Genomic DNA, 12,615 nt, shown 5'->3' with positions numbered 1-12,615 from the left:
TCCTTGTGCGGACAGGGCGAGAGGCAATCAGCAATCAGTGCGGGACGGCGGCACCGGGTCATAGCCTTCGCCACCCCAGGGGTGGCAGCGGCAGACCCGGCTGGCGGTCAGCCAACTGCCGCGAAGGCCGCCGTGACGCTCCAGCGCCTCCAGCGCATAGGCGGAACAGGTGGGCTGGAAACGGCAGCCATGCCCAACCCAAGGGCTGAGCAGCAGTCGGTAAGCCCGGACCGGCAATGCAGCAATGTGGGCAAGGGGGCTCATCTTGCGGCCTTGCCCCGAGGGCGCGAATTATCGGCGGCCTTGTCGGAATGCACGCGGCGCAGCGCGCCACGCAGATCCTCCAGCATGGCGCTGAAATCGCGCGAGACCGTCGCCTCGGGACGGCCGACCAGAACGTAATCCCACCCCGGTTGCGCCGCGCCCGGCATCACCTCGCGCGCAAGTGCGCGCAAACGGCGCTTGGCGCGGTTGCGGGTAACTGCGTTGCCGATTTTCTTGGAACAGGTAAAGCCGACCCGGACCGGTGCCTCGGACGATTCGCCCTCGGGCCGGCGGCGTGCCTGCAGCAGAAAGCCGGTGGCACCGGCGCGGCGCGCCTGCGCGGCCTTCAGGAAATCCGCGCGCTGGCGCAGAATCGCCAGTGGGGCCGGCGCGACGACGAAAGCCGCCGCTTCGCTTCCCGCAGGGCTGCTCTCAGCGCTTGAGGAAGGATGCGGCGGCATCATCATGTCCTGATTTTCCTGCCAGGCGCGCGGGTTGCGCGCCGGCATGGTCAAGCCGATCAGGCCGACAGGCGCTTGCGGCCCTTGGCGCGGCGGCGGTTGATCACCAGACGGCCGGCTTTGGTGGCCATACGGGCGCGAAAGCCGTGACGGCGGGTGCGAACCAGGTTCGACGGCTGGAACGTGCGCTTCGACATCTTCTATACTCCATCTCGGGCGCGGAGGGTCTGGGCCTGCGGATAGGAATACCCGCCCCACGCGACCGCGTCGGTTAATTCGAAGCCCGCGCAATAGGGCATGACCGCCCCCGAGTCAACGTCGCTTTCGACCCGACCCGCCGAAATCCCCCCGAAATGCGCGGGAAGCGTCGCAACAGGAACACAATCGTTTGAATTTGTCCCGTCCCGAGGCTAGGTGTTCAGCCGGTTGGCCGATTGCCGCCGCCGAAATGAGATCTGCAGACGATGTCGATCGACACACTGACCGGACGCTTTGCCGCGCTGACGCTGCTTTTTGTGGCGCTGGCCGAAATTTTCGTGGTGGTTCCCTCGGTGGCGAATTTCCGCGTCGACTATCTGCAGACCCGGTTGGAAAAGGCGCAGATCGCCTCATTGGCGCTGCTTGCAGCGCCCGAGGACGAAAATATCACCGCCGACCTCGAATCAGAGCTGCTGGAAAATGCCGGCGTCTATAACGTCGTGCTGCGTCGCGATGATGTGCGTCAGCTTGTGCTGTCCTCGCCGCTGCCGGGGCCGATCGTGGCGACCTATGACCTGCGCGAGAAATCGACGCTGAGCAACGCCGCCGACGCGCTGCGCCTGCTTTTCGACCGCAAGGACGAGGTGATCCGCGTCATCGGCGCGCCGGTCAATCATGCGGGTCAGCTGATCGAGATCACGCTGTCCACCGCACCTTTGCGGCTGACCATGGTCGAGTTCGGCGTGTCGGTTCTGGTCTGGTCGGCGGGGCTGATCCTGCTGACGGCGGCCTTGCTGAACCTGGCCGCGCAGCGCCTGATCCTGAAGCCGATCCGCCGCGTCATAAGTCACATGGCCAGCTATTCCGACGCGCCAGAGGATTCGCGCCTGATCATCACCCCGGACGCCCGAATCGTCGAGGTGCGCGAGGCCGAAACGGCGCTTGCCTCGATGCAGACGACCCTGACGCAGGCACTGAAGCAGAAAGAGCGGCTGGCAGGGCTGGGGCAGGCGGTCGCCAAGATCAGCCACGATCTGCGCAACATTCTGACCACCAGCCAGATCTTTGCCGACCGGCTGGAAGACAGCGCCGATCCTGCCGTGCGCAAAGCCGCGCCGAAGCTGGTCAACTCGATCACCCGCGCCGTTAATCTGTGTGAAACCACGCTGGCCTTCGGCAAGGCCGAGGAGCCGGCCCCGACATTGTCACGCTTTGACCTGCGGGCGCTTGTCGACGAAATCACCGAGGCCGAAGTGCTGCTGTCCGAGGGCGGAGAGGGTGCGGCGCTGGTTGATTTCGTCACCGACATCAGCCCCAACATGGTGATCCGCGCGGATCGCGACCAGCTGCACCGGGTGCTGTCAAACCTCATCCGCAACGCGCGGCAGGCGATCGAGGCGACGGGCCAGCCCGGCACCGTCGAAATTGCCGGGACCGAGACGGATCAGGACTGGCAGGTGCGTGTGGTCGATAACGGCCCCGGGCTGCCGCAGAAGGCGCAGGACTATCTGTTCAAGCCCTTTACCGGCACCACTCGCAAGGGCGGCAGTGGCCTTGGCCTGGCAATCGCGGCCGACCTGATCCGCGGTCATGGCGGCAAACTGGAGCTTCTGCGCACGGGCGATCACGGTTCTTCATTCGCGATTACGCTGCCGCGCGGAGCGCTGGTAGAGAATTTTGGACCCGAGTGAATTTTCTGCTGTTTTGGGGGTTGCGCCCCACATCCGGCATCGCTAAATCACCGGCCTACAGCGGACCCGTAGCTCAGCTGGATAGAGCACCAGACTACGAATCTGGGGGTCGGGCGTTCGAATCGCTCCGGGTCCGCCAATTATCCAGATCATCATTTTCAGATGTGTTTGGCGTTGCGCCAGACCTCTGGCCCAGCCTGTCCGTCGGAGGTCCGCCGGACATTCCGCGTGTCGGGCCTTGAACGCTTGCGTCATCTTTACTGCGTCTTGCAAAAGGTGACCCAACGCTCGTTCGGACATGGCTGCTGGCCGGGTCGCCGCTGGGGCGTTGTGGGTGACTGTCTGGGACGGTCTTTCTGCGCGACGGAGGCAGATGGTCGGCGGGGCTGGTACCCTGAGCTGTGGTGAAACGGCGCAAGGCCGGAAATATGCCACTGATTCCGCCATAAAAAACGTTTATTTACAGTAGGTTGCCTGAAAGTCGGGGCGCTACGGTGGCAAAATTGCCGCATCTCCGTTATAATGCCGCCATCCGATAAATCTGCCGCGTCGACGCGGCTGCTTCCGGGCATCACTTGTCCGGGGGATCGAACTGAACAAAAAAGGCTCCTCCATGACAATCACGAAAACCGGACTGGCTCTTCTGGGCTTCATCGCTGCTGCCTCGGCCGCAAGTGCACAGGAAGAATGTGGCAGCGTGTCGATCGCCGAGATGAACTGGGCCTCTGCCGGTCTGGCGGCATGGGTTGACAAGATCATCCTCGAAGAAGGCTATGGCTGCGAGGTCGAGCTGGTGACCGGCGACACGGTCCCGACCTTCACCTCGATGAACGAAAAGGCAGAACCCGACGTCGCGCCCGAATTGTGGGTGAACGCTGTGAAGGTGCCGCTGGATGCCGCAGTTGACGAGGGCCGGATCCTGATCGCGTCCGAGATCCTGACCGATGGCGGCGTGGAAGGTTTCTGGGTGCCGACCAAGCTGGCAGAAGAACACGGGATCAAGACCATCGAGGACGCGTTGGCGCGCCCCGAACTGTTCCCCGGTGCGGAAGACGATAGCCGTGGCGGCTTCTTTGGCTGCCCGTCGGGCTGGGCCTGCCAGATCATCACCGAGAACCAGACCCGCGCGCTGGATATCGAGGGCAAGGGTTTCGACCTGGTCGATCCGGGTTCCGCCGCCGGTCTGGACGGGTCCATCGCACGGGCCTTCAACCGCGATGAAGGCTGGCTGGGCTATTACTGGGCTCCGACCGCGATCCTTGGCAAATACGAGATGACCAAGCTGGAGCTTGGGGTCGAAAACGACAAGGAAGCCTGGGACAACTGTACCGTCGTCAACAATTGCCCGGATCCGGCGCTGAACGAATGGCCACGCTCGGACGTGTTCACGGCCGTGACCAAGGAATTCGCGGAATCCAATCAGATTACCATGGACTATCTGGGCAAGCGCGCCTGGTCGAATGACACGGTGAACGAACTTCTGGCATGGATGGGCGACAATCAGGCCACGAACGAGGACGGCGCGTGGTACTTCCTTGAGAACTACGAAGAGATCTGGGCCCCTTGGGTCAGCGAGGACGTCGCAGCGAGCGTCAAAGACGCCATCTGATCGGCTAAAAAATCAACGGCCCGGCCACGATGCCGGGCCGTTTTGCGTTCCTGAAGACAGCAGACGAAAAGAAGAGATATGGACCTAGTCGATTTCCCATCCATGGGTCGCAGCGACCTGCGAGAACTGCGTATGGCCATCGACGGCGGCTTTCGCGAATTCACCCGCGCCTATGGCGAGACGCTGGAGAACCTGTTCCATCCCATCCAGATCCTGCTGGTCTTTATCGAGGATCTGCTGATCGACAGCCCCTGGATTATCGTCATGGCCGGGCTGGCCCTGCTGGTCTGGCTGCTGAGCCGCAGTTGGAAGGTCGTCGCAGGTTCAATCATCTCGCTGATGCTGATCGGTTATTTCGGCATGTGGGACGACACCATGAGCACGATTGCGATGGTTGCCGTCTGCACGCTGATCGCCGTGGTGCTGGGCATCCCGATCGGGATCGTGATGGCGCGCTCGGACCGGGCCAATGCGATCATCACGCCGATTCTTGATATGATGCAGACCATGCCCAGCTTCGTCTATCTGATCCCGGTGGTGATGATCTTCGGGCTGGGCAAGGTGCCGGGGGTGATTGCCGTTGTGATCTATGCCATTCCGCCGATCATCCGTTTGACCAATCTGGGCATCCGTCAGGTGCCCGCAGATGTGCTGGAGGCGGCCGAGGCATTCGGATCCTCGGGCGGGCAGAAACTGCGCGATGTACAGCTGCCGCTGGCGCTGCCGACCATCATGGCCGGCGTCAACCAGACCATCATGATGAGCCTTGCGATGGTTGTCGTGGCCTCGATGATCGGGGTGAAGGGGCTGGGCCAGCCGGTGCTGCAGGCGATCAACAACCAGTATTTCACGCTTGGTGTGATGAATGGCCTCGCCATCGTTGCCATCGCCATCATCTTCGACCGCTCGACCCAGGCCTATGGCAAGCGGCTGCAAAAACATCTGGAGGCCGTCCATGGCTGAAGCGACGCATGACATCGAGATCCGCAATCTTTACAAGATTTTCGGCCCCGACGGGGCGGCGCTTGTCGACAAGGTGAAGGCGGGCATGAGCAAGGAAGAGGTCAAGGCCCGCCATAACCACGTCGTCGGGCTGAACGACATCAACCTGACCATCCCCGCCGGGCGCATTCAGGTGGTGATGGGCCTGTCGGGGTCGGGCAAATCGACGCTGATCCGCCACATCAACCGGCTGATCGAGCCGACCTCGGGCGAGGTGATGTTCGACGGGCAGGACATCGTGCAGATGTCGCAATCGCAGTTGCGCGACTTCCGTCGCCAGAAAACCGCGATGGTGTTCCAGAAATTTGCCCTGTTCCCGCATCGCACGGTGCTGGAGAACACGACTTACGGGCTCGATATCCGCAAGGTGTCGCGCCGCGAGGCCGAGGAGCGCGCCCGCCGCTGGATCAGCCGGGTCGGGCTGGACGGGTTCGAGGACAGCTATCCAAACCAGCTTTCGGGCGGGATGCAGCAACGCGTCGGGCTGGCCCGCGCGCTGACCAACGATGCCGAAATCCTGCTGATGGACGAGGCGTTTTCAGCGCTCGACCCATTGATCCGCACCGATATGCAATCGGTTCTGCTGGATTTGCAGGAGGAACTGCGCAAGACCATCGTCTTCATTACCCACGATCTGGACGAGGCGCTGAACCTCGGCGACCGCATCGCCATCCTGCGCGATGGCGAGATCATCCAGCAGGGCACGGGCGAACAGATCGTACTGCGCCCGGCGGATGACTACATCAGCAGCTTCGTGCGCGATGTTCGTCGCGGTCATGTCATCACCGTGCGTACCATCATGCGCAAGGGAGAGCGTGCGGAAACGCCGGTCAGTCTGCCCCACGACACCCTGCTGGAGGATGCTGCGCGTGCAATGACGGGCGTTCAGACGAACGCTGCGAATGTCACCGGACCGGATGGGAAGCATGTCGGCACCATCACGCTTGCGAAAACGGTGGCGGAAATGATCGCACCCGATGACACCGAGGAGCTATCCCCCGAAGTCTCGGCGGCCTGATCGAAAACCGGCTTTGCCACGATCCCGTGCCCTTGCGGGTGGGATCGTGGCAACCGTGACTTGCGAATGCTGCGCGCGCGTCTAGCGCGACAGGATCATGCCCATGATCTCGCGCGTCTTGGCGACGATGGGGGCAGAGATCGCCTCGGCCCGCGCGGCACCTTGGCCGAGGATGCGGTCAATCTCGGCCGGATCGTTCAGGAATTCGGTCATCCGGGTCGAGATGGGGGCCAGCACCGACACCGCCACATCCGCGAGCGCCGGCTTGAAGGCGCCGAAGCCCTGACCTTCGAACTGCGCCAGCACCTGATCCTGCGTCTCGCCAGAAAGGGCGGCGTAGATATTTACCAGATTGCGCGCCTCGGGCCGGTCTTTCAGGCCCTCGACATTGCCGGGCAGCGGTTCTGCATCGGTCCGGGCCTTGCGGAACTTCTGCGCAATGGTGTCGGCGTCGTCGGTTAGGTTGATGCGGCTGGCATCCGAGGGGTCCGATTTCGACATCTTCTTCGACCCGTCGCGCAGGGACATCACGCGGGTAGCCGGGCCTTCGATCACCGGTTCCGGCAGCGGGAAGAAATCGACGCCGTAGTCATGGTTGAACTTGGCGGCAATGTCGCGGGTCAGCTCGACATGCTGTTTCTGGTCGTCGCCAACCGGAACATGGGTGGCGTGATAAGCCAGAATGTCCGCCGCCATCAGTGCCGGATAGGCGTAAAGGCCAAGGCTGACATTCTCGCTGTTCTTGCCGGCCTTGTCCTTGAACTGGGTCATCCGGTTCATCCAGCCAAGCCGCGCCACGCAGTTCATCAGCCAGGCCAGTTCGGCATGGGCCGGCACCTGGCTTTGGTTGAACAGGATGGACCGGGCGGGGTCGATTCCCGCTGCCATAAAGGCTGCGGCCGCTTCGCGCGTCTGCTGGCGCAGGGCTTCGGGGTCCTGCCAGACGGTGACGGCATGCAGATCGACTAGGCAATAGACGGTTGGAACGCCTTCGTCCTGACGTTCGACAAAGCGCTTGAGCGCGCCAAGATAATTGCCCAGCGTCAGGTGCCCCGAGGGCTGGATGCCGGAAAAGATGCGTTGGGTGGGTGCGTCACTCATGGCAGGCCTGCTTGGAAAATCGTTGCAGGTGGCTTAACCCTGCGCGTGACGCGGTGCAACCGCCTGAGGATGGAGACAAGGCCATGCGCCCCGGATATGACGAATCGCCGATCAACAGCCTGCCGCCCGTGGTCTGGATGCTGGCATTGCCGATGATCGCATCGGAACTTGTGTTCGGGCTGGGTGCGGTCGGCTTCATTGGCGGCAATGCCGGGGTGGGCCTGCGCCTGAACGCGATCGAGATGTCGGCCTATTTCCCGCAGATCCCGGCGCGCATGTGTCAGCTGGGCATTTTCGATCTGCGGCAGGCGGCGCGGATCCTGACCTATCCCTTCATCCACGGATCGATCACCCATGCGCTGTTCGTCATCGTCTTTACGCTGGCGCTTGGAAAAATGGTGGCCGAACAGTTTCGCCCCTGGGCGCTGCTGGCGCTGTTTTTCGGCGCGGCGGTCGGCGGGGCCGTGATCTATACGGCCTTCGGGCTGCTGGCGGGCGTTGATCTGGCGCCGCTTTATGGCGGCTATCCGGCCGTCTATGGGCTGGTCGGGGCCTTTACGTTCCTGTTGTGGGTGCGGCTGGGCATGGAACATGCCAACCGGCTGCGTGCCTTTACCCTGATCGGGATGCTGCTGTTGTTTCAGCTGGTCTTCGGGCTGCTGTTCGGCAGCGGCGGCTATAGCTGGATCGCCGAGGTCGGCGGCTTCTGCGTCGGCTTCCTGCTGTGCTTCGTGCTGGTGCCGGGCGGCATGTCGCGGGCGATGCAGGCGTTGCGCCGCCGGTAATCTGGCGCTGCGGCTCAGGCCTCGGCCTTGGTGGTGGCGTCGGGGGGCGTTGCCCAGCCGGGGCGGCGCTTTTCCAGGAAGGCGGTGATGCCTTCGTCCGTATCCGACAGCATCATGTTGGCGACCATGGTATCGGCGGCGGCTTCATAGGCGTCGGCGGGTTCGTGGCCCAGCTGTTCGTAGAAGCCGCGTTTGCCCATGGCGATGGCCGTCGGCAGCTTGGCCGCGATCTGTTGGGCAAGCGCCATGGTTTCGGCCTCTAGACCGGTTGCGGCTACGGCGCGGTTGATCAGCCCAAGGCGCTGCGCCTCGGGGGCGGTGATGAAGTCGCCGGTCACCAGCATCTCGAAGGCGGCCTTGCGTGGGACGGCACGCGACAGCGCCACGGCGGGGGTCGAGCAGAACAGCCCCACGTCGATTCCGTTCACGCCGAAACGGACCCCCTCGGCCGCCACGGCCAGATCGCAGGACGCGACCAACTGGCAGCCGGCGGCGGTGGCGATGCCCTGAACCTCGGCAATCACGGGCTGGGGCAGGGTGCCGATCAGCTGCATCAGCTGGCTGCATCCTTCGAACAGGGCGGCATAGCCGGCGCGACCGCCATCGCGATTCGCGCGCGCCGCCTGCATCTGGCGCAGGTCATGGCCGGCGCAGAAGGCCTTGCCATTGGCGCCCAGGATGATGACGCGCACATCCGGCTCGGCGCTGACGGCGGCGAGGGTAGTGTAAAGCGTCGCGATCATCTCGGCCGAGAGGGCGTTGTAGTTCTGCGGGCTGTTCAGCACCAGCCGCGTCACCTGTCCGGTATCGTGGCGTAAGATCAGGTCCGACATGTTGCTTTCCTCCCAAGGCTCGGGGCAGCATAGCCGCAAAGCGAAACGAGGGGGAAGTATGGCGTTGCAAATGGACGCAGAGGCGTTGAATGCCTTTCTGGCAGTAGAGTTTCCGCAGCTTGAGGGCGCGTTCACCGTGATTGAGGTGAATGAGGACAGGCTGGTTGCCCGGCTGCGCGTGACCGATGCGCATTTGCGACCCGGTGGCACGGTGTCAGGCCCCAGCATGTTCGCGCTGGCGGATGTCGCGATCTATTGTGTGGTGCTGTCGCGGATCGGGCCGGTGGCGCTGGCTGTGACGACGAATGCCTCGATCGACTTCATGCGCAAGCCGGTGGCCGGACGTGATCTGCGGGCGGAATGCCGGCTGCTGAAGCTGGGCCGTAGCCTCGCCGTGGGCGAGGCGCTGATCTTTTCCGATGGCCAGCCCGAACCGGTGGCACGCTGTTCGATGACCTACGCGATTCCGCCTGCCAAGGGCTAAGCCGATTGGCAATTCGCAACGCGATCACCTGAAAATAGATGCTGAGGACGCGTGCAAATGCACGAATGGCAGGGTCCGCCGGCTGCGCCTCGGCACCGGGGTGTGGATGCTCTTGCCTAAGACGGGCATTTGGAACGCTAAACGCTGATTTTTAAGCAAAAAACATGTCGTTGTGGGATCCTGTCCTATTCCGGCATATCTGTGTGGCGAACAGGAAAACGCGGAACGCGCATTGGTTCATCTGTGTGGTATTTAAATACCTATTTATTAACGCATTGTTTTTGCTAATAAAATTTGCAACAACTGACCTTGACCCGTGCGTGGCAATCGCCGATATACCGCCATCTCGAATTTGAATCCCCAAAAGGGCAGCGACATGAAAACCTATACCGCAAAACCGGCGGAGATCGAGAAGAAGTGGATCCTGATCGACGCCGAGGGCGTCGTTCTGGGCCGCTTGGCCTCGATCGTTGCCATGCGTCTGCGTGGCAAGCACAAGCCGACCTTCACCCCCCACATGGACATGGGTGACAACGTCATCATCATCAACGCCGACAAGGTGCAGATGACCGGTGCCAAGCGCGACGACAAGAAATACTACTGGCACACCGGCCACCCGGGCGGCATCAAGCACCGCACGGCCCGCCAGATCCTGGAAGGCGCCCACCCCGAGCGCGTCGTGACCAAGGCGGTCGAGCGCATGATCTCGCGCAACAAGCTGGGCAAGCAGCAGATGTCGAACCTGCGCGTCTATGCCGGCGCCGAGCATCCGCATGAAGCTCAGCAGCCCGAAGTCCTCGACGTCAAGACGTTGAACAAGAAGAACACCCGGAGCGCGTAATCATGGCTGAAGACATCAAATCCCTTGACCAGCTCAAGGACGCGGTTGTCGAAACCGCCTCGCCGGTCGCCGAAGCCGAACCCCGTGTGGCCGTCCGTGACGCCCAGGGCCGTTCCTACGCCACCGGCAAGCGTAAAGACGCTGTTGCCCGCGTGTGGGTGAAGCCCGGTTCGGGCAAGATCACCGTGAACGGCAAGGACATGAGCGAGTATTTCGCCCGTCCGGTGCTGCAGATGATCCTGCGCCAGCCCTTCGACGTTGCCGGCGTTGCCGGTCAGTACGACGTTCTGGCCACCGTGGCCGGCGGCGGCCTGTCGGGTCAGGCCGGTGCGGTCAAGCACGGCATCTCGAAAGCGCTGCAACTGCACGAGCCGGCGCTGCGCGCCGCGCTGAAAGCAGCTGGCTTCCTGACCCGCGACAGCCGCGTGGTCGAGCGGAAGAAATACGGTAAGGCCAAGGCCCGCCGCAGCTTCCAGTTCTCGAAGCGCTGATACGCCGTCAAGGCAGAACGAAGAACAGGGCGCGACCTTCGGGTTGCGCCTTTTTCACATCCGGCGCGTCGCTGCCGGCAGCCGCCCCCGGCGTCCTTCCGCCCGCAGCGCATAGTAGTTGCTGGCCAGAATCATCGCGACGCCAAGCGCCAGCCAGGCGCTGACCGTCTCGCCATAGAAGGCATAGCCGATCAGCGCGATCAGCGGCATACGCAGAAAGTCGATTGGAATCGCGACAGAGGCATCCAGGATCCTGAACGCGCGCGCCATGGTGTAATGGGCGGAAAGTCCCGTCAGGCCGGCCAGCACCATCCAGGGCAGGTTGCCCGCCACGACAGGGCGCCAGTCGAGCAGGGCAAGCGCAAGTCCCATCGGCAGTTGCATCAGGATCATCCAGGCCACAATCACCGCAGGCGAGTTGCTGCGCGTCAGAAGCTTGACCAGCACCGCCGAAAGCCCATATCCCGCCGCCGCGATCAGCACCACGAAGGAAGCGGGGTCCAGCACCTCGACGCCCGGGCGCAAAATCACCAGCACACCCAGAAAGCTGACGCCGATGGCGATCATGCGCGGTTGGGTGATCCGCTCGCCCAGGATCAGAAAGGCAAAAAGCGCCACCCAGACCGGCATGGTGAATTCCAGCGCGAAGACCTCGGCCAGCGGCAGCAGCGCCACGCCCAGGGTCCAGCAATATTGCGCCCCGAAATGTACGCTGTTGCGTAGCAGATTCAGCCCGAAGCGGCGCATCTGGCGCATCTCTGGCCACAGCCGAGGCAGCAGCGCGGCGATCACCACCAACCCGATGGCAGAGCGAAAGGCCAGGATCTGGAAGGTCGAGAGATTCGCCGACAGCTCACGCGAGGCAATGGCCATGCCAATGAAAGAGGCGAGGCTGCCGCACATCCACATCACGCCGTTTGCAAGGCTCTCGTCCGTTTGTGGTTGCTGGCTCATTGCGGCATCCTCTGCTCCGGTGCCTATGCTGTTGCATAAGTGAAACCAGTTTGAAATCGGCGAAAGAACTGGCTGCCGGTGTCCTTGTATTTTCGCGGTGTGGTTATAGGTTGATCGGGCAGGGACGACCCTGCCGGCATGGTGAACATTCGGGACGACCCGGAGAATCGAGGATACGATGATCTGGCTCCAACTCGTCGCCGCTGGCCTTCTTGAGGTCGTCTGGGCCTATACCCTGAAACAATCCTATGGCTTTTCGCGCCTCGGCTATAGCGCGGTCACGCTGATCGCCATGGCGGCAAGCTTCTGGCTGCTGGCGCGGGCGATGCAGGTCTTGCCACTGGGCACGGCCTATGTCGTCTGGACCGGCATCGGTTCGGTGGGCGCGTTCATCCTTGGGCTGGTCCTGCTGGGCGAATCTGCTTCGCCAATGCGGATCCTTGCTGCGGTGTTGATCGTGGGCGGCATCGTGCTGATGAAAACCGCGTCCTGACCTGAAACAGAGAGATGCGGGATGACCAGGCTCCGAATCCGGTGAAAGCCGGGCTCGGGGCCTTTTTGCACTATGGGCTGCCGCGGTGATTCTTGGTGATTCTGCTTCTTCTTGTGTTTCGCGTGGGTTTGGCTGGGCGGGTTATTGGTATTTTTCGTTTAAGATCAGGGTGATATGATTTTATTTCGATTTTGTGTCGGATTTGGGTTGCGGGTTCTGCGCTGCCCGCCTAGATACCCGCTCACCGAAACGGACTGGCGGGAACGCTTGAAGGGGACGGGGAGGCGCGAAGGTGCTGCGGACGAAAAAGTTGAGATTGTGTCTTGACGGATTTGGAAGTGGTTCTTAAGTAGGGCTTCTGCTTCGGGAACGGGGCAACAATCTGGAAGC

15 protein-coding genes and 1 tRNA gene are annotated in these 12,615 nt (G+C 62.5%); 10 read left to right on the top strand and 6 right to left on the bottom strand.

Annotated features, from left to right (window positions below):
• Positions 1-27: 27 nt before the first annotated feature.
• From yidD to rpmH, 3 genes are read right to left on the bottom strand one after another with little or no spacing between them, the layout of a single operon-like run.
• The gene (yidD, locus tag G7044_RS11755) at positions 28-264 is read right to left on the bottom strand and encodes a membrane protein insertion efficiency factor YidD (RefSeq protein WP_166329104.1); all 237 of its coding nucleotides are present in this window, start codon (positions 262-264) and stop codon (positions 28-30) included.
• On the bottom strand, positions 261-728 hold the full coding sequence (gene rnpA / locus G7044_RS11750; protein ID WP_207630294.1) for a ribonuclease P protein component: 468 nt from the start codon (positions 726-728) through the stop codon (positions 261-263). Before rnpA ends, yidD begins: the two co-directional genes overlap by 4 nt.
• A 56-nt stretch (positions 729-784) precedes the next feature.
• Complete coding sequence (rpmH, locus tag G7044_RS11745; RefSeq protein ID WP_166329102.1) at positions 785-922, bottom strand: 50S ribosomal protein L34; 138 nt, start codon at positions 920-922, stop codon at positions 785-787.
• A gap of 267 nt (positions 923-1,189) precedes the next feature.
• Between rpmH and G7044_RS11740 the strand changes: the two genes are divergently transcribed.
• The 5 genes from G7044_RS11740 (at position 1,190) to G7044_RS11720 (ending at position 6,243) form a co-directional block, all read left to right on the top strand.
• Positions 1,190-2,614, top strand: a complete 1,425-nt coding sequence (locus tag G7044_RS11740) for a sensor histidine kinase (protein ID WP_166329101.1) — start codon at positions 1,190-1,192, stop codon at positions 2,612-2,614.
• 62 nt (positions 2,615-2,676) lie between these two features.
• A tRNA-Arg gene (locus G7044_RS11735) sits at positions 2,677-2,753 on the top strand.
• 480 nt (positions 2,754-3,233) lie between these two features.
• Positions 3,234-4,223: an ABC transporter substrate-binding protein gene (locus G7044_RS11730; protein WP_407947404.1), complete on the top strand. Its 990-nt coding sequence runs from the start codon at positions 3,234-3,236 to the stop codon at positions 4,221-4,223.
• A 78-nt stretch (positions 4,224-4,301) separates the two neighbouring features.
• Complete coding sequence (locus G7044_RS11725) at positions 4,302-5,186, top strand: ABC transporter permease (protein ID WP_166329099.1); 885 nt, start codon at positions 4,302-4,304, stop codon at positions 5,184-5,186.
• Positions 5,179-6,243, top strand: coding sequence for a quaternary amine ABC transporter ATP-binding protein (locus G7044_RS11720; protein ID WP_166329098.1), 1,065 nt, complete (start codon positions 5,179-5,181; stop codon positions 6,241-6,243). The genes G7044_RS11725 and G7044_RS11720 overlap by 8 nt, the downstream gene beginning before the upstream one ends.
• Positions 6,244-6,324: 81 nt before the next feature.
• Here the strand turns inward: G7044_RS11720 and trpS are convergent, their stop codons facing one another.
• Positions 6,325-7,344 carry a tryptophan--tRNA ligase gene (gene trpS, locus G7044_RS11715; protein WP_166329097.1) on the bottom strand — a complete coding sequence of 340 codons (1,020 nt, stop codon included), beginning with the start codon at positions 7,342-7,344 and terminating at the stop codon, positions 6,325-6,327.
• 83 nt (positions 7,345-7,427) lie between these two features.
• Here trpS and G7044_RS11710 point away from each other — a divergent pair, with 83 nt between their 5' ends.
• Positions 7,428-8,129, top strand: a complete 702-nt coding sequence (locus G7044_RS11710) for a rhomboid family intramembrane serine protease (RefSeq protein WP_166329096.1) — start codon at positions 7,428-7,430, stop codon at positions 8,127-8,129.
• A gap of 14 nt (positions 8,130-8,143) precedes the next feature.
• On the opposite strand, the gene G7044_RS11705 is transcribed toward G7044_RS11710, so the two are convergent.
• Entirely contained in the window at positions 8,144-8,962 is an 819-nt protein-coding gene (locus G7044_RS11705; protein ID WP_166329095.1) for an enoyl-CoA hydratase, read from the bottom strand.
• Positions 8,963-9,020: 58 nt separating this feature from the next.
• On the opposite strand from G7044_RS11705, the gene G7044_RS11700 reads away from it, so the two are divergent.
• From G7044_RS11700 to rpsI, 3 genes are all read left to right on the top strand, one after another.
• Complete coding sequence (locus G7044_RS11700; protein ID WP_166329094.1) at positions 9,021-9,446, top strand: PaaI family thioesterase; 426 nt, start codon at positions 9,021-9,023, stop codon at positions 9,444-9,446.
• Between the two features lie 376 nt (positions 9,447-9,822).
• A complete protein-coding gene (gene rplM / locus G7044_RS11695; protein WP_166329093.1) occupies positions 9,823-10,287 on the top strand; it encodes a 50S ribosomal protein L13 in 465 nt (154 codons plus the stop codon).
• Positions 10,288-10,289: 2 nt separating this feature from the next.
• The gene (gene rpsI / locus G7044_RS11690; RefSeq protein ID WP_166329092.1) at positions 10,290-10,778 is read left to right on the top strand and encodes a 30S ribosomal protein S9; all 489 of its coding nucleotides are present in this window, start codon (positions 10,290-10,292) and stop codon (positions 10,776-10,778) included.
• A gap of 54 nt (positions 10,779-10,832) precedes the next feature.
• Here rpsI and G7044_RS11685 read toward each other — a convergent pair whose 3' ends face one another.
• On the bottom strand, positions 10,833-11,732 hold the full coding sequence (locus G7044_RS11685; protein ID WP_207630286.1) for a DMT family transporter: 900 nt from the start codon (positions 11,730-11,732) through the stop codon (positions 10,833-10,835).
• A 178-nt stretch (positions 11,733-11,910) separates the two neighbouring features.
• Between G7044_RS11685 and G7044_RS11680 the strand changes: the two genes are divergently transcribed.
• Entirely contained in the window at positions 11,911-12,225 is a 315-nt protein-coding gene (locus G7044_RS11680; protein ID WP_166329091.1) for a DMT family transporter, read from the top strand.
• Positions 12,226-12,615: the final 390 nt, after the last annotated feature.

Source organism: Paracoccus xiamenensis (genome assembly GCF_011308835.1).
Taxonomy (GTDB): Bacteria; Pseudomonadota; Alphaproteobacteria; order Rhodobacterales; family Rhodobacteraceae; genus Paracoccus; species Paracoccus xiamenensis.
This window is presented reverse-complemented; position numbering and strand designations above follow the sequence as displayed.